A 20,317-nucleotide genomic window follows, 5' to 3' on the forward strand; every position below is an offset into this window, starting at 1 on the left:
CAGCTCGGAAGGATCCTTCAACCGATCACTTTGGCTTTAACTGATCGGCATTACCTTAAGACAGTGCTTTTAGCTCTTCGTATTTCGTTACTAGTATCTAAGCAGGAAATTAACGGTTTAAGAAGTCGACCGCTTTATCTGGAAAATCGGTAAACACACCATCGACTTTGACTTGGTTGTAAAAGACATCCAACATGCCATCAAAATTATCGGCATAAGCTGGGATTCTTCCTGGGTCAGCACGGAACGTGTACGGGTGAACGTCTAAGCCAGCGTCTTTTGCTGACTTCATCAATGGTTTAATAATGATGTTATCTTTGGTCGATGCATCGTCCACCAGCATAGGTTTCCATGGGCCAATGCCATCAGCATAGCTAGCGACTTTTTCCATGCCGCCCTTCTCAAACATCCAGTCATAACTGTACGGCGTCGCTTTATCGCCCTTGTAAGTCATGGTTTCGTTCCAATCTGTATAGGCCATTAGCTGAACGAGCTTAAGATCCATTTCCATCGCAGGCATTAATTCACCGTTAATACGTTGCAGCTCATTGGCATCAAAACACTGTAGATATACCTTGTCGTCTTTTGATAGATAACCATATTGCTGCAAGGTGGCAAGCACGGCTTTCGAGATATCTTTGCCTTCATGACGATGGAACCAAGGCGCTTTAATCTCAGGATAGATACCCACGTCATAACCCAGCGTTTTGTTTAAGCCTTGAATTAGTTCAATTTCTTCCGCAAAAGTAGCAACGCGAAAATCTGACTGCCACATCGGGAAACGTGTTGGGTACCCTGCCACTCTGTTGCCTTGCTCATCTAGGTTAAAACCTTCTGTCACTTTTAATGATTTGATCTCAGCAAGCGTAAAGTCAATCGCATAATAGCGTCCATCTGCTCGTGCGCGATCTGGAAAGCGGTCAGCAACATCGGTGACGCGATCTAAATAGTGATCATGCAATACCACCAGTTGATCATCTTTGGTCATCACGACATCTTGTTCGATGTAGTCGGGTTTCATGGCATAAGCGAGCGCTTTAGCAGGTAGTGTGTGCTCGGGTAAATAACCAGAAGCACCGCGATGCGCAATCACTAAAGGATCGGCGAACGCATTGGCAGATAAGCTAAGTGCTAATAAAGTCAGAGACAGTGACGTTGTTTTCATTATTGTTTCCCTTGATAAAGCAGAAGCAGGATATACCTGCCTCTGTTGTTTATTAGTATGACGTTGTCCAGTTAATGAACTACTGAGTTAATGCTTCTTTCTGTTGTTCGCGTTCTTTTTGTTTGTGGTGCGCACGTTCACCTAAGAACGCGTAAAGCAGACAGATGATTGAAGCCACACAAGCACCGACCAAAATAATGAAGCCGCCATCCCAGCCGTAATGGTCAACCATAAAGCCGAGTATTGCGTTCGCAGCAACCGCGCCACCTAAGTAACCAAACAAACCTGTTAGACCAGCCGCTGTACCTGCAGCTTTCTTAGGTGCAAGTTCCAGTGCATACAAACCGATCAGCATTACAGGGCCATAGATAAGGAAACCAATCGCAACCAGTGCCAACATATCAACCGTTGGGTTACCCGCAGGGTTCAGCCAATATACCAACACAGCGACTGTCACTAGAACCATGAACAAGATACCTGCAGGTGCTCGTCGACCTTTGAATAGCTTATCTGAAATCCAACCACACAATAAGGTGCCAGGGATACCTGCCCACTCATACAGGAAGTAAGCCCAAGATGATTTATCGACAGAGAAGTCTTTTGCTTCTTTTAAGTAAACCGGAGCCCAGTCGAGTACGCCATAACGGATAAGGTAAACAAACGCGTTAGCAATCGCGATTGACCACAACAGTTTGTTTGAGAAAACGTACTTAAAGAAGATCTCTTTCGCCGTCATTTCTTTCTCATGAGACGTATCGTAGTCGTCTGGGTAATCGTCTTTATGTTCTTCAATCGGTGGTAAGCCGCAAGATTGAGGTGTATCTCTTACCGTAAACCAAACAAAGACAGCAACGAGAGTGGCAAAAAATGCAGGAACATAAAAAGCGGTTCGCCAATCGTCGTTAAAAGCCCACAGCCCCAACAAGAACATCGGGCCAATCAAACCGCCACCCACGTTGTGAGCAACGTTCCATACCGATACGATCTCACCACGTTCTTTGCGAGACCACCAGTGAACCATGGTTCGTCCACAAGCCGGCCAACCCATACCTTGGAACCAACCATTCAAGAACAGCAGAATAAACATCGCAGTGATGCTGCCTGTTGCCCAAGGCATAAAGCCAAAGCAGAACATCACCAGTGCCGACATTAACAAGCCACCGCTGAGGAAGTAACGAGGGTTAGAACGGTCAGAAACACTGCCCATTAAGAACTTAGATAAGCCGTAAGCGATAGATACCGCCGCTAATGCAACCCCTAGCTCTCCACGGCTAAAACCTTGTTCAATGAGATAAGGCATCGCCAAACTAAAGTTTTTACGGACTAGGTAGTAACCCGCATAGCCAACGAAGATGCCGAGAAACAGCTGCCATCGTAGTCGTGTGTAGGTGCTATCGATCTTATCTGATGACAAGCGATCGATATGCGCCATAGGTTTGAATATTCCAAACATAGGAACCTCATAATTATTGGGCGAAGGAAGAATTTAAATGCTCGAACGAAAAAATTTATCGCTCATTCGAAATCAAGGGGATTGTATGTGCTTCATGATTAATTTCTGTGATAGAGGTAGTTATTAACAAAAAATAACTTTAAATACAGCATATTAGTTTCATTTAATTAGACTGCGCTTCATATTTTTGTTTGTGTTGTTCTTCAGTGCAGAATGCGCTTGTATAGAAAGCCACCTTTCGAGTGAGCAAATATCGAACTTTTCAAACAAGGATATGCAATTAAGTTAAACAATTGTAAACAGAATCAACCTCTTTGCGCCCAATTAATGTGAATAGATAAGTCGCACATCGCCATCGGCAATGCGTATAACTAGCAATACATAGCCAATGGTGATGTTTTGTATTTCTTTCCGTTTATTTATCGAATTACCAAGGTTGTTTATTGTACATCTCAAGTGATGCAACAATGTCTATACACAAGGTGTGTACCCATCACCTAGTAGTGAGGTTAGTCAGTGAGCATCTTACGAATTCAACAAACGTTAGGAAATATCATGAACAAATCACTTATCGCACTCGTTCTTACTACTGTTTTAGCAGGTTGTTCATCTGGCGGTGGTTCAGAACCAGCACAACCTCAATTTGATGGCGACTATGGTTTCGAAAATATTGACCCAGGTTTTGGAAACGGCGACTCTGATAGTGATATCGACAATGGGTTTGATAATATCGACCCTGGATACGGCAAAGACGATTCAAAAAATATTGCTGATATCATTGAACAAGCTGATCTAGGCTTCGTCTACATCCCAGATATCGGTGATGTACCATTTTTTAATAAAGACACAGGTGAAGCTCATATAAGCGCCGTAAAACAACGTTCTGATGATCACGAAACGCTATACAGCATCTACTTAGATGACAAGACTGTCGGTGAAATTATTGTTCGTGAAGACTATGTGACGATCAGCTCTGGTGACAAGATGATCTCAGGTGAGCAGAAGTCTTATCTTGATACTGAACATACGTTTTGGACAGTTCGAGATACGAACGGCAATGTAGTTGGTGACTTTAAGCGTCTCGACGATGGTGTTTGGGTGTTCCGTGAAGAAATGAACCGTGAGACCTTTGTAGTTAAGTATCACGACGGTCAGTGGAACTTCATCCCTGTCGCAGACATTAAAAACAAGATCAAAGACAACTTGCCGTCGCAAGCGCAAGCCACCAAAGTGCGAGCAAAAATGCAGGTCAATAAGCTACGTACTTTGAAGTAATACTTATCACCAATCCCATATCAAAAAGGCATCCTCAAATCCAAGAGGATGCCGCTCAAGCGTCAACCAAGAATACATAACTAAAAAGCTCAAGGAAGATCCGGACTAGGTTACTAATCTACTGGCATTCGATAGTTTGAATTTGCCGATATTTTGTATACATAAGCGAGAGATCCAATGACCATCAAAAAGCTTCCCCTTCTGACATTAGCCGCTGTCTTGCTGTTCACTATGTCTAACGCACAAGCCTATGAACAAAACCAAGAGGAAACCGCGATTACATTTGGTCTATCGGCTGAACGTGGTTGGAGAGATTGGTCTGCTTCTTACATCAAATATCGCGGCCCGGGAAGCATAGGTTATGGTATTGAGTTTACCCGCTCAGCTTATAACGAAGATGAAGACTCGTACGAATATAAGCAACGCGACAACGAGTATCAGTTTCAAGCACCTATTGGTATCACCGAAAACTTGTACATCACCCCAGGTTACGGGATTAAGCGTACCCACACGGACGTCATTTTAGATAGCCGTGAGTTCTCTGACAGCTCAACCAAACAAGTTGGTGGCTTAGATGCAACCTACATTATGGACAGTGGCTTTGTTGTGACCGCTGGTTTCGATAAAGCAGAAGGTGAAGATTTGGAGTTCTCGATTGGTGCAGGTATCGCTTGGTAAAGGTAATAACCCAATAGATTTGAAAACAAAAAGGGTCTAGATTTATCTAGACCCTTTTAGGTAATAACGCTTGGTGGCTTTGGTTTTATGTTGGCTAATTAAGCAAACATTAGCTAATTACACGAAATATTAGCCAGCCACACGACGTGATTATGCGTCGATGTAAAAAGCTTCTACAGTGCCTTTTAGAGTAATAAGCATTGGCTGACCAAAACGATCTAGCGCTTTTGGAGAAGGGATCTTAACCCAACCTTCGCTGATGCAGTATTCTTCAACATCAGTACGCTCTTTACCATTTAGACGAATGCCGATTGGGTATTCGAAACACTCAGCAACGTGGTGTGGGCTGCGTGGGTTACCTGCAAGATGATCTGGTAAAGCTGGTCTTGAATTAGTATCGCTCATGTTCATTACCTGTATGTACGTAAATAAAAAAAGTGCGTCATTCTAGTCAATATAGGCTTTGTGCTCAACAACTGCTGCAATAAATCGTATTGATAGGTCTAATCAACAGCTAGTTGTTTGATTTAAAGGCGATATCGACATGAGTTCCAACGAAAGTTTAACAGGTTTATACGTTATGGATGAAAGGGAGAAGTTCATCACTCGCACGGCAGATAACCTAATATCTGACTTTAATCTTAGTTTATCGATTAAGCTCAATACTCATCACTTTATGGTTCGGTTCTGATTCGATATCGACAACTGACCAACCTAGCCCTTGGTAGAGTCCCATGATATTGGTGTACGCGTAGAGTTGAGTTTGCACTGCAGAAGAAACCTGTCTGACACCACGATTAATCAGTTCACTGGCAATGCCTTGACCGCGCCATTGAGGGGCGACGAACACGGCGTTGATCCACACTACATCACGAACTTGGTGAGGTTCTTGAAAATAGGAATACGCCAAGCCACCAATGACCACATTATCGCGAAGTACTGTTATTACTGGAGGGAGTTTTACGTTTTCTTTATAGGTATCTTTAAACTTGAAATCAGACCATTCGCTTTGAAATAAGCCCTCTAACTCACTCCAATAAGGCGAGCTTTCATCGCAATTTCTAAAGATTACTTTCTGCATTTTTTCCGTCCTTTGAAAGGGTGTGATTCGGCTATCCTAGCCTTTTTTAATTTAAGTGTAGGTAAAGCTACTCTTCTTCGTCGCAATCGTCTGCAGGGTCTTGATTGATCTCTTCGCCACACCCTAAGCATTCGGCTTGCAAATCTGTTGGCATGACAATAATCAAACCACAATGCGGGCATAAATCGCCTTGTTGAAACATCCTGCTATTCCTTCTGCTTCATGGCTATTGCTTAGGGTACTTTTGCTTACTCGCTTCTAACCAGTCATGGATGACTTGGCGAGCCGACTCCGATGGCGGTGCATTTCGTTTTCCGCAAATTTGGTCAATCTCAAACGGAAACGCTTTGCTCGAGACACGACGTAAACCTATGGTTAAACGCTGAGGCTTAAACATTCGAAACACCACATAGCGGTCGCTCATGATTCGATTGTGATAGACGCCAATACAATGTTTTTGTTCCACGCCCTCTTGTTCAAGGTCGTAGTAATCAGTAAGCGGATGAATATTGTCGTTACCTAGCAAAGGAACCGGGTAAGGAATGTCTTTATCCATTGGGCGGTTACCTTCTAAACGACGCAGTTGACGTTGCTCTGTCCATCTATCGTGAAGTTGTTCGAACATCGCAAATGAGTTCTGGCTGGTAATGGCGCGTAATGGATCATCCATCTCCAAATCTAGTCCTAACAATATCGCATCTTGGAACATCGCCATTTTTGAAGGCGCATTAAGCCTGCCCTCTTCTACCATCGCAATGCCCAATCGACTGCCGGTTAGAAATGGATGAACTTGGTCCAAACGAAGCGCTGTGTAGCCAACTTTGGAATAGTGCTTGAATTTAAGAACACGTCTTTGTAGCGGTTCAAGAATTCGTACAATGTGGTCGAGCTCATCACCGACGTTGTAGTTAAGCTCTAGCTTATCGATGAATTTTAGGGTCGCTTTACTGCCATCTAAGCCCAGTTTGGCTAAGATTCTCTTTTGCCCTAAACGACTCAGTTCCAATGCTTTCTTGTTATCAACACTGTGTTTCATGCAGATTAACGCCAAGATAACCGGCCTTAATTCAAGCAGTTGAGCCGCCTCATAAGTGTTCGCCGCGAGCCAAAGCATCTGGTATTGATACTCTGGAAAATCATCGGTGATCTCACGATAACGAGCTGGCAATGAATCCAACCAACGACCATTCACATCAAACTGCTCAACGAGGTTTAAGCTCAAGCCAATACCACCATCGAGCGGTCGTCTACCATCTTCAAATACGTGAAAACCGACAAGCTTTTGAGACCAATCTCGGATCTCAATATCGTAGTCGAAACCTAACGTCCTAGTGGGAATGGTGAGTAGTGCTGTCATTGATGCCTCTTCGTTATTGGCGCATTAAACCGTAAAGCCTATCTAACAGAATAAGCTAGCGCTTCAACCACTATAACAACCTTTTGTAAATTTCTTATCAATCAAAGCGATATAAATACGATAGTGCTTAGAAGATCATTGAATGATGAATTTATGCAATATGAGATCTCTTCGATATCATTTGTGCTAACAAAAACTATGCTTGTTATATAACTGATAACACGAGGCTTTAATTATGGAATACCGACATATTCTGGTCGCTGTTGAAATGTCCGACGACACTAAGATTCTGATTGATCGAGCGACCTTCTTCGCAAACAAACTAGAGGCTGGCATTTCGTTTGTTTATATCGACGGCACGCATGGAGAGATTTACCCTGAACTCGTTGATATTCAGGGAAATGAAGGCGATCTACCCATCAATGAAGATTCCGTTAAACATTTGAAAGAGTTTGAGGCCTACGCTAAACACCCAATCAAGCACATATTCGTGGGAACGGGAGATTTGAATGATAAGCTCAAAAATACCATCGAGGTAAATGGCGTTGACCTACTACTATGTGGCCATCACCACGATTTTTGGCATAAAATCATTTCCCATTCGAAACAGATCATCGACACATCTCCGGTCGATATTCTAATCGTTCCAATGGATTAGATACTGCCGTTCGAACTTTAAAAACTTCTGCATTGCCAATCTCTATCGGTATTATTGGTTGGCTTCATACTCTCCTTAACATCCCTCTTTGCGCTTAGTTCAGTCATTACCTTTTCAAAACAATCATTTGTGATCTTGTCAGCTTATCAACTCGTAAGCGTCTAATAATTAAAAAATTACGAGTGTAAGTAATGAAAAAGATTGGTCTCTATCTTTTTACAAACGACTTAAGAATCAACGACAATCAATTGCTCCATTGCGCTGCACAGAGGGTCGAAAAACTCATTTGCGTGATTGTCGAACCCACTTTGGTTCGTTTCTCTGCTGATTTAGCGCAAGAGCAAAGTTATGGCGCACATCGCCAGGCTTTTGTTTCACAATCGATAGCCAATTTAGAATCGAATTTAGTAAAGCTAGGGCAGCAAGTTGTCATGATTCGCAGTAATCATTTAGAACCCGACACAACCGAGCAAACACTCAGCCAAATTATTGCTACACAGCACGTCACCCACTTTTTCGCCAATGCACACTGCGGTTACGATGAGCGACGATTGATTCATTCAGTACACCGTCGTCACCCTGACTTAATAACATGCTTGCCACATCACTCGACCTTGATTGACTCACATGAGCTGCCGTTTGAATTATCAAAAGTCCCGAGCTCGTTTACCAAATTTAGAAAGCTAGTCGAACACTTAGACGTTAATCGCCGTGAGACGGTTATTTCAGCTCTACCACCAGCCGTGAGACTAGCATCGACATCGACAATCTCATTATTCAGTTCACCAAATGATGAAAGCGCAGTAATAAGCGATTATTTGGGTGGCGAAGATGCCGGACTAGCGCATTTAGAAAACTACTTTTCACATGATTACGCTCTTAATTACAAGCAGACTCGAAACGCATTTGACGGCATCGTAAACTCAACCAAGTTCTCGCCGTGGTTGGCACTCGGCTGCGTTTCGCCTAAAACGATTTATCGACATTTGAAGCAGTTCGAAACCGAACATGGCAGTAACGATTCAACCTATTGGATCTATTTTGAGTTGTTATGGCGCGAATATTTCTATTGGACGTGTTTGTCACTGGGTTCCTCGTTGTTCGGTGAAACCTCAAACCATAAACTCGACTCTTCAAACTCCTCAGCGACGTTGAACCTGAATTTAGCCAAATGGAAAAGTGGCAATACCAACTACCCGATTGTCGATGCGTGTATGCGCCAACTTAACGAAACAGGCTACATGTCTAATCGAGGAAGGCAGCTGGCCGCTAGCTGTTTGATCTACGAACTAGGGATCGATTGGCGACACGGCGCAGCCTATTTTGAGAGCCAACTTATCGACTATGACGTGGCATCAAACTGGGGTAATTGGGCATATATAGCCGGAGCCCTGAACTCTCAGGTAAACACCCAAGCCAATAAGCAAAATAATGCTAAGCAACCTAAATCACGACATTTTGATTTGGCTATGCAAACGGATATGTACGATCCAGACCATGCGTTCATCAACAAGTGGAATGCGAGCAGCAAAGAACCTTTCTTAACCAACAATCAGGATATGTTATGAACTTCAAAACCGTGCGCCTTGTCTTAGGCGACCAACTCAATGTCCAGCACTCTTGGTTTCAACAGGTTGATGACGAGGTCACTTACATCATTGCCGAACTTAAGCAAGAGACTGACTACGTTGCATCGCACATCCAAAAGGTGGCGGCTTTTTTCTCGGCGATGGGCTATTTTGCCGACGAACTCAAACAACAAGGTCATCAGGTACTCCACTTAACTCTTGATGACACGACTCAATTTGAAAATCTTGATGCGCTATTGCAGCACTATGTCCACGAATTCGGCGCTGAGAAATTCGAATATCAAAGGCCAGATGAATATCGACTTCTCCAACAACTGGCAAAGCTGAAGTTAACCGGAGTAACCAAAGGCTGTAGCGATTCTGAGCACTTCCTGTTTCCGTTTGACGAGATTGAAACCCAATTTCCAAAAGACAAACACATCATGATGGAACACTTCTATCGTCGAATGAGAAAGCGTTTCGACATCCTGCTCGACGATGGCAAACCGGTTTGCGGAAAATGGAATTACGATGCAAACAATCGCAAGAAGCTGAAGAAACAAGACATCGAGAACCTGCCGCAACCGTTAATGTTTGCCAACGACATTTCTGCGATCTTAAAACGCATCGAGCATCATCAAGTTCAAACCATTGGTGAAGTTGGCGACCAATTATTATGGCCAGTTAACCGCGCACAAAGCTTGTCTTTACTCGCGCACTTCTGCCAAGTCTGTTTACCGCTGTTCGGTCAGTTTCAAGATGCGATGACGACAGAACACGACTCAAAATGGAGCTTGTACCATAGCCGCCTCTCCTTTTCGATGAACAGCAAACTGCTAAGCCCCCAAGAAGTGATTGATGCTGCGCTGTCGGCTTATCAAGCCTCTTCTAAGATAAACACACCCACTATCGACATTGCACAAGTCGAAGGGTTTGTACGCCAAATACTGGGGTGGCGAGAGTACATACGCGCCGTCTATTGGGCAAACATGCCTGCGTACGCCAATAAAAACCATTATTCAGCAACCAATAAGCTGCCTCATTACTTTTGGGATGGACAAACCAAAATGAATTGCATGAAGCATGCGATTGACCAGTCCCTTGAATTTGCTTACGCGCATCACATCCAAAGGTTAATGATCACTGGCAACTTCTGCTTAATTACGGGCATAGATCCCGACCAAGTCGACAGTTGGTACCTTGGTATATACGTCGATGCGATTGAGTGGGTCGAAATGCCAAATACGCGAGGTATGGCACTGTTTGCGGATGGCGGGATCGTCGGAACCAAACCATACTCTGCCAGCGGTTCTTACATCAACCGTATGAGTGACTACTGCAAAGGTTGTCACTACAAGATAAAAGAACGCAGCGGAGAGCAATCATGCCCTTTCAATAGCTTGTACTGGCGCTTTATGAACCAGCACCGCGATGCGTTAAACCGTAACCCACGTATGGGAATGTTATATCGCTCTTGGGACAACATGGACGAGCAATCACAACAAGCGATTCTCGATACTGCTGAACAACGAATCACAAACTTGGAGAACTTATAATGGTGGAACAACTCAGATTACACATATTGGTCATTGGTGGCAGCGGCGGTATTGGTTTCGCCGTGGTTAAGCACCTATTGTCTGAGCTGTCTCGCTTTGATTTTCTCGATGTACATGTCGACGCGACTTATCATTCACAACGACCAGAATTGGAAGATAACCGTTTAAATTGGCACCAAGTCGATGCCACCAACGAAGCTGATATTGAACGACTAAGCACTCAATTCGAGCGATTGGATTGGTTAATAAATTGCGTGGGTATGCTTCATACGCCAGACCTTGGTCCAGAAAAGAATTTGTCCTTTATCGACCCAGAATTCTTCCTGAAAAACATCTCGGTAAACACCCTACCTAGCTTATTACTGGCCAAGCACTTCACGCCGATCCTCAAATCCAGTGACAATCCAAAATTTGCTGTGGTATCAGCCAAAGTCGGCAGCATTTCAGACAACCGATTAGGTGGATGGTATAGCTATCGCTCATCCAAAGCCGCACTCAACATGTTCATTAAAACCATGTCGATTGAATGGCAACGCACATTGAAAAAAGGCACAGTGTTAGCGCTCCACCCTGGTACAACCGACACAGCTCTATCTAAGCCATTTCAGACCAATGTACCGCAAGGTAAGTTGTTTGAGTCTAGTTATGTAGCTCATCAGTTGGTGGACATCATTCGAACGGCCACGCCGGATAAAAGCGGGCATTTCTACGCGTATGATGGTGAGCAATTGACTTGGTAGGGAGGAATACCAATCGCTGGCTTTGATGAATAGTAAAATTTGATGAGTGGTAAGAATAGAAAACCCAACAAAGCTATGACTCTGTTGGGTTTAGTAGTAAACGTGAAGCTGTTGGTTGAAACTAAAAATATGATCTCAACGAAGGGCACTCTAAGGGGTCAGTAATGACCAAAACTGATCATTACTATCACCGCTATTCAGCCCAGTTGAACTTGCTATCGTCGACACCTTCTTTTTCTTCCTTAACGCGCTCGCGGCGGCTTTGCTCTTCAGCACGGGCTGCGTCAATTTCTTGCATGATGGCATCAATATCTGCCAAGGCGTCACTTTCGGTAAACTCACCCGTTAGCTTGCTGTCTGGCTTCAAATCACCCTTCTCAAACAGTGCCCACATTTCTTTAGCATACTCAGTGGTCGCCAGTTCAGGGGCAAATTGCGCATAATAGTCACGGATGTTATTAACATCACGAGTCAGCATCCACTCAGCATTGTTGTTCGCAGATGCATCGACCGCTTGCGGCAAATCGATAATCACAGGACCATATTCATCAACCAATACGTTGAACTCAGACAAGTCGCCATGAATTAAACCAACGCAAAGCATCTTAACGACATAAGTCATCATCACCGCATGATCTTCAATCGCTTGTTCAGGCGGCATCACCACATCATTCAATCTTGGCGCGACATAACCTTCGTCATCAGTGACCAACTCCATCAGAAGTACGCCATCAAAGCAGCCATAAGGGACAGGCACGCGAACGCCTGCTTCTGCCAGCTTATACAAGGCATCCACTTCTGCACTTTGCCATACTTTTTCTTGTTGCTCGCGACCGAAACCAGAGCCTTTTTCCATCGCTCTAGCGCGGCGGCTATTGCGGACTTTTCGCCCTTCTCGATATGCCGTTGCTTTTTTAAAGCTACGTTGGCTTATTTCCTTGTACACCTTGGCACAACGGATCGTATCACCACAGCGTACTATGTACACTGACGCTTCTTTGCCACTCATGAGTTGGCTTTTCACCTCGTCGACTAAACCATCGTCAACTAAGGGCTGTATTCTTTTAGGTATCTTCATGTCGTCTTTATACATGAGTTACCTGACAGATAAAATATTAACTCGTTAAATGAGTGGTTATTCTCAATAGATTCTTAAATGAAGGGAGATTATGTGGGTTTTGTCTTGTGGCGACGACAACGTTCAGAGCAATAAATCACCTCTTCCCAACAACGTTGCCATTTTTTACGCCATGAGAATGGTTTGAGGCAAACGGGACATGTCTTGGTGGGTAGATGTTGTTTCTTGTGCATGACCGCTTCCTTGTCGATGAATCCATTAACCTATTCGTTGAAGAGAGATTCCCTATTACGCTCGTTCCTGACTTTAGCGAGTGACGACGATGTGATTGATAACAACCCCGACTCCGTCATCCTCGAGAAGGAGGAACGACCGAGTCGGGGATCTGATTCATCTAGCTCTGCTTCTATTTCTGCGCTGATAAATATAGCAAGAACCTAAGCGACAACCTTGTACTGTTTCTCCATCTCGCTCACGCCAAGGCCTGAATGTTTCGTCACTTTAAGTTGCACAGGCACACGCTCTTTCAGTGCTTCAACGTGGCTGATTACGCCTATCATCTTGCCTGACGCATTCAAGTTATCCAGCGCGTTTAGAGCAATGTCTAATGTGTCACTATCGAGCGTGCCGAAACCTTCATCTAAGAACAGAGAATCAATACTGGTTTTGTAGCTCACAAGATCAGAAAGCGCTAATGCCAGCGCCAAGCTCACCAAAAAGCTTTCGCCACCTGATAACGTCTTGGTATCACGCATCACATCGCCCTGCCATGTGTCGAGCACTTGAAGTTCTAAGCCATCATCGGCTTTACGTTTTAGCTCATAACGACCATGTAAACGCTGTAGCTGCTTGTTCGCCAAATACACCAAGTTTTCCAGAGTTAAACCTTGGGCAAACTTACGAAATTTATCGCCGTTCTTAGAACCGATAAGTGAGTTCAGACGTGAGATATCATCAAACTCGACCTGCTGTTCGTCGATCTGCTTGAACAGATCTTGCTGATTGCTGCGGTTCTGGCTATCCGTTTCAAGATTGGCAGAAATTGCACCGATCTTTGTCGCATGGCTTTGCTGTGCGTTTTGACACTCAGTAGTCGCTTCTTCAACTTGCTGTTGGTCTTGCTCTTGCCATGCTTTAGCATTTTCGTGGTTTTGTAGCTCCACTTGCGTCGCTTTGGCGGTGTTCAACCTAGCTTGTGCACTGACAATCGCTTCGTCTAAAGACTTCTTCAGGCTTTGAAGTTGAGTTCTAACCTCTTCATCCAACAACGCCGCTTCAAAATTTACCTCATCTTCGAATGGGCTCGTTTTCAGTGCTTGTAACCAAGCATTCGACGCTTGTGTGTAGCTTGATTGCTTACTGACCAACTCGTCCGAGAAACCAGTGTGTTTGGTTTGCTCAGTTCGATGTTCAAGTTCACAGCGGTTAAGCACCAACTGCGCGGCATCAAATGCACTAACCGCTTCTGTGACTTTTTGCTTCATCGCATTGCTGGTGGCTTGAATGTCTTTGTCACCAAACAACTCTGTTCTTTCAGAAACTACACGAGTGAGCTCTGACGCTAGAGACTCACTTTCTTGCGTCAGTGTCGCGAGCTCTTTCTCAACACTGCTTAGCTTGTCATCTAAGGTTTTCAATTCGGCATTTTGAGTGATCAGTTGCTTCTCAATATCGGCCTGTTGCTGTTTGGTTTGCTGCCATGTGTTTGATGCTTGCGATTTAGCAGCAAACCAATCATCAATATTTTCAAGTTCAGGCGCTTCAATAGCCGTTTGAACAATGCTCTCTTTCAGAGCGTTCCATTGCTGTTCTTTTGCTAGAGCTATCTGAGCCACTTGTTCGTTCGTGCTGTGATTTTGCTTATTCAGATCCGCTAAGCGTTGCTCGGCCAACTCGAGATTAGACTGCGCCTTGTCAGCCATAACACTTACAGATAAACGTTGTTTCTCAGCTTCAGCATAGAGCGCTTTCGCATCAGCCAACGCCTTGAGTTGCTGTGAGCTCTGACTTAGTTGAAGTTCACACTGCTGAGCAAAGGTCGCGACTATAGCTTCATTGCCCAAATCGTTAATCGTTAACAGTGCCAGTTCAGGAGCCATGCCAACGAAATCCGATAAGCTCTGTTGAAGCTTGCCGATTACACCTTGCCAATTCAGTTGAGCTTGTTGAATATCCGCTTGCGCACGTTGAATGTCATCGTTAAGCGCTGCAATCATAGGGGCCAGAGAATCTAACTGCTGACGATGCTCTTGGCCTTCTTTTTTGATGGCCGTTAACTCTAGGTTTTCCGTTTCTTTTTGAGCAACCAAATTTGCAATATCTTGCGACTGCTCAATCGAATGGTCTGTTGAACCACACAGTGGGCACTCAGTTCCAGATTCCAAAGCCGCACGGTATTTCGCCAATTCGCCTTCTTGATCAATCAATCGCGTTAGTCGTTCAAGAGACGTCTCTTTCTCTTTATATCGCTCGACTAACACTTCACGTTCTTTCGAAAGCTTATCGACCAACTGAGTGTTAGTTTGATGTGCCTGAGTTTTTGCGTGCAGCTGTTGCTGGGCATTTAGGAAACCACGGTTGATCTCAAGTAATGAGTGCGTATTGCGATTCCAGTACTCCAACAGATCTTTTTGCGCATTCAATACTTGTTCGCTGATGTTGCCTTGCAATGCTTCCCACTGTTGCTTTGCACTACTCTCTAGCACAACCAATTCACTTAAAGTTTTGTCTTGCGTTGCTTTAGCTTCTTGCGCAGATTTGATGATCGTTTGCTGTGCATCAATCGCAGACAAAGTTTGCTTCGCTGAGTTTAACTGTTCTGCATGCTGACGCTCTAGAGTACGAACTTGCTCTACCTTTGCTTGCCACTGACCTAAGTGTTTTTCCAGATGTTGGTCAGTTTGATGTGTATTTAAGTACTCAGTGCTGAGTTGATCTTGTTGCTTCAGTGCATCAATTTTTTGGACTAAAACAATCTGTTGATTACGCTGTTGCGTGTGTTGCTCGTTTAGCGTATTTGCTGCATTAACGGCCGCAGTTTGCTTATCTTTGAGTACGGCAATTTGGTTATCTAGCGGACGGACAAGATCGATGATCTTCTCTTGATCTTGTTGCTCGGTTTTTACTTGTTCGACAATTGCACTGCTTTGAGTCAATTTAATTTGCGCGTCTTGCTTTTCTGCATCACGAACGGCCAGTAACTTAGAGCTGTTATCTAAGTGAGCTTGAGTAGTGCTCACCTCTTGTTCGCAACGCTTTAAATCTTTGTGCATTGGGCGCAGCTTTTCAGCCGGCTCACTGTTTGCCAAGCGCTCTAATGAAGGTTGATTACGGTCTAGTTCATCTTGAGCTGTTTTAAGATCGTGCTCACTGGTCGCGATAGTTTGCTCAGCTTTAGTTACGTCTTTCCACCAGCTTAGATGCGCTTGCCACTCTTTTAATTGCTCCGCTAAACGCTTCTGTTCCGCTTCTAACGTTTCTCGTTCTGCGGTTAGCTCTTGGATTTGCTCTTCAGACAGTAAGCTCACACCTTCTGCTTTGGCTTTAAGGTGATTAAGCGACTCTTCACTCGACTTGAAATGATCGTAGATGCGCTCAGAGATCAGGCTATAGACTTCTGTGCCCGTCAGCTCTTCAAGTAGCTCGGCACGGTCGTTAGCATTAGCATTTAAGAACGCCGCAAACTCACCTTGAGACAACATGATCGATTTAGTGAAGCGTGAGAAATCGAGACCCGTTACCTGCTCCACCAACTTTGTCTTCTTGGTCAACATAGTCTCTAAGACTTTATCGGTGTCCGCATCCGCAAATTCACACGTTGGCGTTTGTAATGCGCCATCGTGCTTTCCGCGAGCTCGCTTTTGGTGGAAGTTAGAGCGATACGTTTTGCCCTGCACTTCAAATTCAAGCTCAGCGAAACACTCACCCGTGCCACGCGTCATTAATTCGTTGTTGCCTTTAGCGATGCTCTTTAAACGCGGTGTGCGGTGGAACAATGCCAAACAAATCGCATCAAGAATGGTGGTTTTACCTGCCCCTGTTGGGCCAGTAATCGCGAACAGACCATTTTCTGCAAACGGTGATTGGGTAAAATCGAGCTTCCAACGCCCTTTTAAAGAGTTCAGGTTTTCAAATTCTAGGCTTAAAATCTTCATACTGGTTACTCTTCTACTTTATTTGGCGCTTGAGCGCTCTCAGACACTTCAACCATCACTTGTTTAAACTTCACCGTCATGCGCTCTAAACGCGCTTTTTCAGAATCGGTTTCAAACTCTTCTAAGGCAATACGCTTCGTAAACACGTCCATCGGGCTCAGTTCAGATAAGGTTTCTGCCGACTCTTGCTCTAATGCTTGATTGCGACGCTCTCTTGCTCTGCGCAGTTGAAGTACTTCCACATTCAAACCGTCAGTCAATGAACGCATACGTTCTTGTAGATCCGACAAGTAATCTTGCGCTTGCACTTCTATCGATAACCACACGCTTTGTTCGCTATCTAAACCTATGTATTGGTTCAGCTGAGATTCGATCTCGCTCAAGTCGCCTTTGATTTCAGCTAGAGGTTGGAATGTAGGAACAGGCAATTGAGAAATGGTGCGCTCACCTTCAACAAACTCAACAACACACACTTGTTTCTGAGATTTAAGTTCATCAAAGCTTAGTGGGATTGGAGAGCCTGAATAACGAATGTATTCACGCTTTGCCACCACTTGTGGGCGATGGATATGACCAAGTGCGATATAGTCTGCATCTGGGAAGCCATCAGCGGCGAAACCATCAAGGTTGCCAACATAGATATCACGCACCGAATCCGATTGTTGGACACCCATCGCCGTTAAATGACCAGTAGCGATGATCGGCATGTGCTCGCTGTTTTCAAACGCCGCACGTTTTTCTACAGCGGCATCATAAACACTTTGGTAGTGTTGCTTGATTGCATCACCGAGTTGCTTCTGACGTTCAACACCGGTGACACCCGCCTGACTGGTCAACACATCGCGAGGACGAATAAAAGGAATGGCACAAACCAGCGCTTCTACATCGCCGTTCTTGCCTTTGAGTTCGACAACCTGAGTCGCATGATCTTCATTGGTATTAGGAATCACGTATGCACCCATGTATTTGAGCAGCTGTTGTGTCTCTTTAAGCACAGAGACTGAATCGTGATTTCCACCTAATAACACCAATTGGCAGCCGATCTTGTTCGAATCGACCACAAACTTGTTATACATCTCACGAGCGTAACTCGGCGGTGTGCTGGTATCAAAAATATCGCCAGCAACAATGATCGCGTCGATGTTGTGCTCAGTAACTTGCTGAAGTAACCATTGTAAAAACCGTTCATGTTCATTCTTACGGCTTTTATTGTAGAAGTTTTGGCCAAGGTGCCAATCGGACGTGTGAAGAATCTTCATTTCTGCTCACTGGAAGTCGGTAATAGCTTTAATTTACCAAAATAGTCGACAAAATACCCTTTTATAAGCTTGTGAAAACCAACTAATTTCAGGCTTTGGATCAACTATGCCCATAGCGTAACCAATCATTATTTTTGACATAAAAAAACCGCTCAACGTTAGAGCGGTTTTAATTGTCTGTGGCCTAAACTATACGCCATAAATTACTTAATCTTTATTTAGCGAGCTTCTGCTAGGCTTGCCAGGTAGTTATTCGTTAAATAAAAGCCGCTGAACTTGTCAATAAAGTCCGCTGGAACGGTTTTATCGGTCAACCCAGATTCAATCAGAGCCGCTTGCCACCTCTGTACTTTCGGGAAGCTTTCTAGCATATCGAAGCCTGAACGCCCTTTAATTACAAATGCTCGGTGTAACAGTGGTAACCAAGCGATGTCGACGTTAGAGATGTAGTCCCCTTTAAAGAACTCAGTATCACCCAGTTTTTTCTCTGCCTTTAGGAACGCCTTTTGTAAATTGGCTAAGCGTGTTTCAAAAGTCTCTTTGTCTTTACTCGCCATGGTGCCGCACTGTGCCATGTAATGTTTGCTCGCTTGATAAGACCAAGCACGGTCGAGTGCTTTCTGCTCGGGTGAAACCTCTTCAATAGGGGCATATTTATCGTCTAGGTATTCAACAATCGCATCAGACTCAAAAAGAACCGTGTCATTTTCTGTAATCAATACAGGAACCTGCCCGTTCGGTGAGATATCCAAAAACCACTGTGGTTTGTTATTCAGCTCAATGTACTCAATTTCAAACGGGACGTTTTTCATTACTAGTGAACCCATTACACGTTGAACAAATGGGCAGTTTTTAAAGCTAATCAATTTAATCATTTTTGGCTCCGAATCGGGTTAATAATTTCTTGTTACACCCCTAAGACGAACCCAAAATCCAAAAGACGAAGAATAATTCGTTATTTCACGAAATAATTTAATTTGTTGTTATCAAGACGTTTAAAACCAACAGAGAAATGCGAAATCTTTGCAAAGAATAATTAATAGCTAGGGAGGCAAGACAGAGGGATACAGTACTAATTACTAATTAACGAGCTAGCAAGCTAACAAGCCGTACTTTCCCCACCAGCGTTCAACTGATGAGGAGAAGTTAACGAAAGCAGAGTAAAACTAAACAACCAAAGATAGTGCAATAGATGCCATGATCACTCCTACAACAAACTCCAACATCTTCCATGATTTCGGGTTCTTAAACATTGGAGCTAAGAATCGTGCACCATAGCCAAGTAAAAAAAAGAACACGAATGAAGCCGATACTGCACCTGCACCAAACAACATTTGATTTGGTTGATATTGTGTAGAGATAGAACCAAGCAATACCACAGTATCCAGATACACATGCGGATTAAGCCAAGTAAACGCTAAACACATGGTAACTGCTTTGGTTAAAGAGCTTTTGGTTTCGACACTGGCTTCTAAGGCATGATTTTCGGTAAATGCTGAGCGAAAGCTCAAGAATGAGTAAACGCCTAAAAAGATAGCCCCACCGTAACGAGCAAACTGCTCAACTTGAGGGAACTGCTCAACGATCGCGCCAAACCCCGTCACACCAAAGCTAATGAGTAAGGCGTCAGAAATCGCACATACAGCGCAAACTGCCAATACGTGTTGGTTCTTAAGCCCTTGCTTTAAAACAAACGCATTTTGAGAGCCAATCGCAAGAATCAACGAAAGGCCAAGGGAGAAACCTGCTAAGTAAGTCGTCATCTAAAGCTAGCCTCTTAACGTAACTCAAAACTCATGAAATGACTGTGCGGATCTAACACATAATTAGCAAAAGGTTCACAGTAACCAAAGCCAAATTTTTGGTACAAATTACGCGCTGGCTTAAAGTAGTCTTCCGATCCCGTTTCTAGGCTAATACGTCGATATTGGCGAGCGGTTGCCGTATCCAAAACGTGCTGCAATAGCTTGCTTGCGACACCGGACTTTCTTGCAAACTGCGAGGTTCTCATTGACTTCAGTTCAGCGTGTTGTGTATCAAGCTCTTTAATGGCGACACACCCAAGCAGTTGGCTGTCTTTCCAAGCACTGAAAAAAGTAATCTCTGGCGACTTGAGCCCCTCTAGATCCAGTGCATGAACGCTTTCGACTGGCGATGTCGCATACATATCAGCTAAATGCTCTTCGAGTAGCTCAATAACCTCTCCACCCGACAAATCATCAATTTTTATTTCCATAACTCTTTAATTATCCTTAATAATTTTTTTATCCGTTTTAGATACAGTAAAATTACGCT

At 44.0% G+C, this 20,317-nt stretch carries 19 protein-coding genes; 6 read left to right on the forward strand and 13 right to left on the reverse strand.

Annotated elements, in window-relative coordinates; all coding sequences use genetic code 11:
• Positions 1-109 precede the first annotated feature (109 nt).
• Positions 110-1,165, reverse strand: a complete 1,056-nt coding sequence (glpQ, locus tag AB6D80_RS08940) for a glycerophosphodiester phosphodiesterase (RefSeq protein ID WP_372188330.1) — start codon at positions 1,163-1,165, stop codon at positions 110-112.
• A 79-nt stretch (positions 1,166-1,244) separates the two neighbouring features.
• Positions 1,245-2,618, reverse strand: a complete 1,374-nt coding sequence (gene glpT, locus AB6D80_RS08945) for a glycerol-3-phosphate transporter (protein ID WP_372188332.1) — start codon at positions 2,616-2,618, stop codon at positions 1,245-1,247.
• Positions 2,619-3,173: 555 nt separating this feature from the next.
• On the opposite strand from glpT, the gene AB6D80_RS08950 reads away from it, so the two are divergent.
• Both AB6D80_RS08950 and AB6D80_RS08955 read left to right on the forward strand, forming a co-directional pair.
• Positions 3,174-3,893 (forward strand): lipoprotein, encoded by a 720-nt coding sequence (locus AB6D80_RS08950; RefSeq protein WP_372188334.1) that lies wholly within the window; start codon positions 3,174-3,176, stop codon positions 3,891-3,893.
• A 177-nt stretch (positions 3,894-4,070) separates the two neighbouring features.
• Complete coding sequence (locus AB6D80_RS08955) at positions 4,071-4,571, forward strand: hypothetical protein (protein ID WP_122046623.1); 501 nt, start codon at positions 4,071-4,073, stop codon at positions 4,569-4,571.
• Positions 4,572-4,721: 150 nt separating this feature from the next.
• Here AB6D80_RS08955 and AB6D80_RS08960 read toward each other — a convergent pair whose 3' ends face one another.
• From AB6D80_RS08960 to AB6D80_RS08975, 4 genes are all read right to left on the reverse strand, one after another.
• Positions 4,722-4,976 carry a DUF3297 family protein gene (locus AB6D80_RS08960; protein ID WP_017059204.1) on the reverse strand — a complete coding sequence of 85 codons (255 nt, stop codon included), beginning with the start codon at positions 4,974-4,976 and terminating at the stop codon, positions 4,722-4,724.
• Positions 4,977-5,217: 241 nt separating this feature from the next.
• The gene (locus AB6D80_RS08965) at positions 5,218-5,652 is read right to left on the reverse strand and encodes a GNAT family N-acetyltransferase (RefSeq protein WP_372188336.1); all 435 of its coding nucleotides are present in this window, start codon (positions 5,650-5,652) and stop codon (positions 5,218-5,220) included.
• A gap of 67 nt (positions 5,653-5,719) precedes the next feature.
• Positions 5,720-5,854: a hypothetical protein gene (locus AB6D80_RS08970; RefSeq protein WP_372188337.1), complete on the reverse strand. Its 135-nt coding sequence runs from the start codon at positions 5,852-5,854 to the stop codon at positions 5,720-5,722.
• A 24-nt stretch (positions 5,855-5,878) separates the two neighbouring features.
• On the reverse strand, positions 5,879-7,009 hold the full coding sequence (locus AB6D80_RS08975) for a PcfJ domain-containing protein (RefSeq protein WP_372188339.1): 1,131 nt from the start codon (positions 7,007-7,009) through the stop codon (positions 5,879-5,881).
• 235 nt (positions 7,010-7,244) lie between these two features.
• On the opposite strand from AB6D80_RS08975, the gene AB6D80_RS08980 reads away from it, so the two are divergent.
• The 4 genes from AB6D80_RS08980 (at position 7,245) to AB6D80_RS08995 (ending at position 11,531) form a co-directional block, all read left to right on the forward strand.
• Positions 7,245-7,667: a universal stress protein gene (locus AB6D80_RS08980; RefSeq protein ID WP_012604051.1), complete on the forward strand. Its 423-nt coding sequence runs from the start codon at positions 7,245-7,247 to the stop codon at positions 7,665-7,667.
• Positions 7,668-7,858: 191 nt separating this feature from the next.
• On the forward strand, positions 7,859-9,235 hold the full coding sequence (locus tag AB6D80_RS08985) for a DASH family cryptochrome (RefSeq protein ID WP_371703218.1): 1,377 nt from the start codon (positions 7,859-7,861) through the stop codon (positions 9,233-9,235).
• Positions 9,232-10,791, forward strand: coding sequence for a cryptochrome/photolyase family protein (locus AB6D80_RS08990; RefSeq protein WP_371703220.1), 1,560 nt, complete (start codon positions 9,232-9,234; stop codon positions 10,789-10,791). Before AB6D80_RS08985 ends, AB6D80_RS08990 begins: the two co-directional genes overlap by 4 nt.
• On the forward strand, positions 10,791-11,531 hold the full coding sequence (locus AB6D80_RS08995) for an SDR family oxidoreductase (protein WP_371703222.1): 741 nt from the start codon (positions 10,791-10,793) through the stop codon (positions 11,529-11,531). Before AB6D80_RS08990 ends, AB6D80_RS08995 begins: the two co-directional genes overlap by 1 nt.
• 193 nt (positions 11,532-11,724) lie before the next feature.
• On the opposite strand, the gene AB6D80_RS09000 is transcribed toward AB6D80_RS08995, so the two are convergent.
• The 7 genes from AB6D80_RS09000 to AB6D80_RS09030 form a co-directional block, all read right to left on the reverse strand.
• A complete protein-coding gene (locus AB6D80_RS09000; protein ID WP_371703227.1) occupies positions 11,725-12,609 on the reverse strand; it encodes a PA4780 family RIO1-like protein kinase in 885 nt (294 codons plus the stop codon).
• 89 nt (positions 12,610-12,698) lie between these two features.
• On the reverse strand, positions 12,699-12,842 hold the full coding sequence (locus AB6D80_RS09005) for a DUF2256 domain-containing protein (RefSeq protein ID WP_102307268.1): 144 nt from the start codon (positions 12,840-12,842) through the stop codon (positions 12,699-12,701).
• Positions 12,843-13,046: 204 nt separating this feature from the next.
• Positions 13,047-16,763, reverse strand: a complete 3,717-nt coding sequence (locus AB6D80_RS09010) for an SbcC/MukB-like Walker B domain-containing protein (protein WP_372188342.1) — start codon at positions 16,761-16,763, stop codon at positions 13,047-13,049.
• A 5-nt stretch (positions 16,764-16,768) separates the two neighbouring features.
• A complete protein-coding gene (sbcD, locus tag AB6D80_RS09015; RefSeq protein WP_372188344.1) occupies positions 16,769-18,022 on the reverse strand; it encodes an exonuclease subunit SbcD in 1,254 nt (417 codons plus the stop codon).
• Between the two features lie 218 nt (positions 18,023-18,240).
• Positions 18,241-18,897: a glutathione S-transferase family protein gene (locus tag AB6D80_RS09020; RefSeq protein ID WP_102248874.1), complete on the reverse strand. Its 657-nt coding sequence runs from the start codon at positions 18,895-18,897 to the stop codon at positions 18,241-18,243.
• A 291-nt stretch (positions 18,898-19,188) separates the two neighbouring features.
• Positions 19,189-19,785 carry a LysE/ArgO family amino acid transporter gene (locus AB6D80_RS09025; protein WP_017104375.1) on the reverse strand — a complete coding sequence of 199 codons (597 nt, stop codon included), beginning with the start codon at positions 19,783-19,785 and terminating at the stop codon, positions 19,189-19,191.
• A gap of 14 nt (positions 19,786-19,799) precedes the next feature.
• A complete protein-coding gene (locus tag AB6D80_RS09030; protein WP_135384908.1) occupies positions 19,800-20,258 on the reverse strand; it encodes a GNAT family N-acetyltransferase in 459 nt (152 codons plus the stop codon).
• Positions 20,259-20,317 lie beyond the last annotated feature (59 nt).

The organism is Vibrio sp. 10N.247.310.17 (assembly GCF_041466605.1).
GTDB classification, from domain to species: domain Bacteria; phylum Pseudomonadota; class Gammaproteobacteria; order Enterobacterales; family Vibrionaceae; genus Vibrio; species Vibrio tasmaniensis_A.

What these genes read in the sequence shown, in the direction of transcription:
- AB6D80_RS09005 (WP_102307268.1), bottom strand. Translation starts at nt 12,842, where the DNA reads ATGCACAAGAAACAACATCTACCCACCAAGACATGTCCCGTTTGCCTC.
- AB6D80_RS08965 (WP_372188336.1), bottom strand. Translation starts at nt 5,652, where the DNA reads ATGCAGAAAGTAATCTTTAGAAATTGCGATGAAAGCTCGCCTTATTGG.
- AB6D80_RS08980 (WP_012604051.1), top strand. Translation starts at nt 7,245, where the DNA reads ATGGAATACCGACATATTCTGGTCGCTGTTGAAATGTCCGACGACACT.
- AB6D80_RS08985 (WP_371703218.1), top strand. Translation starts at nt 7,859, where the DNA reads ATGAAAAAGATTGGTCTCTATCTTTTTACAAACGACTTAAGAATCAAC.
- AB6D80_RS08960 (WP_017059204.1), bottom strand. Translation starts at nt 4,976, where the DNA reads ATGAGCGATACTAATTCAAGACCAGCTTTACCAGATCATCTTGCAGGT.
- sbcD (WP_372188344.1), bottom strand. Translation starts at nt 18,022, where the DNA reads ATGAAGATTCTTCACACGTCCGATTGGCACCTTGGCCAAAACTTCTAC.
- AB6D80_RS08995 (WP_371703222.1), top strand. Translation starts at nt 10,791, where the DNA reads ATGGTGGAACAACTCAGATTACACATATTGGTCATTGGTGGCAGCGGC.
- AB6D80_RS09025 (WP_017104375.1), bottom strand. Translation starts at nt 19,785, where the DNA reads ATGACGACTTACTTAGCAGGTTTCTCCCTTGGCCTTTCGTTGATTCTT.
- AB6D80_RS09000 (WP_371703227.1), bottom strand. Translation starts at nt 12,609, where the DNA reads ATGAAGATACCTAAAAGAATACAGCCCTTAGTTGACGATGGTTTAGTC.
- AB6D80_RS08970 (WP_372188337.1), bottom strand. Translation starts at nt 5,854, where the DNA reads ATGTTTCAACAAGGCGATTTATGCCCGCATTGTGGTTTGATTATTGTC.
- AB6D80_RS09020 (WP_102248874.1), bottom strand. Translation starts at nt 18,897, where the DNA reads ATGATTAAATTGATTAGCTTTAAAAACTGCCCATTTGTTCAACGTGTA.
- AB6D80_RS08990 (WP_371703220.1), top strand. Translation starts at nt 9,232, where the DNA reads ATGAACTTCAAAACCGTGCGCCTTGTCTTAGGCGACCAACTCAATGTC.
- glpQ (WP_372188330.1), bottom strand. Translation starts at nt 1,165, where the DNA reads ATGAAAACAACGTCACTGTCTCTGACTTTATTAGCACTTAGCTTATCT.
- AB6D80_RS09030 (WP_135384908.1), bottom strand. Translation starts at nt 20,258, where the DNA reads ATGGAAATAAAAATTGATGATTTGTCGGGTGGAGAGGTTATTGAGCTA.
- AB6D80_RS08955 (WP_122046623.1), top strand. Translation starts at nt 4,071, where the DNA reads ATGACCATCAAAAAGCTTCCCCTTCTGACATTAGCCGCTGTCTTGCTG.
- AB6D80_RS08975 (WP_372188339.1), bottom strand. Translation starts at nt 7,009, where the DNA reads ATGACAGCACTACTCACCATTCCCACTAGGACGTTAGGTTTCGACTAC.
- glpT (WP_372188332.1), bottom strand. Translation starts at nt 2,618, where the DNA reads ATGTTTGGAATATTCAAACCTATGGCGCATATCGATCGCTTGTCATCA.
- AB6D80_RS09010 (WP_372188342.1), bottom strand. Translation starts at nt 16,763, where the DNA reads ATGAAGATTTTAAGCCTAGAATTTGAAAACCTGAACTCTTTAAAAGGG.
- AB6D80_RS08950 (WP_372188334.1), top strand. Translation starts at nt 3,174, where the DNA reads ATGAACAAATCACTTATCGCACTCGTTCTTACTACTGTTTTAGCAGGT.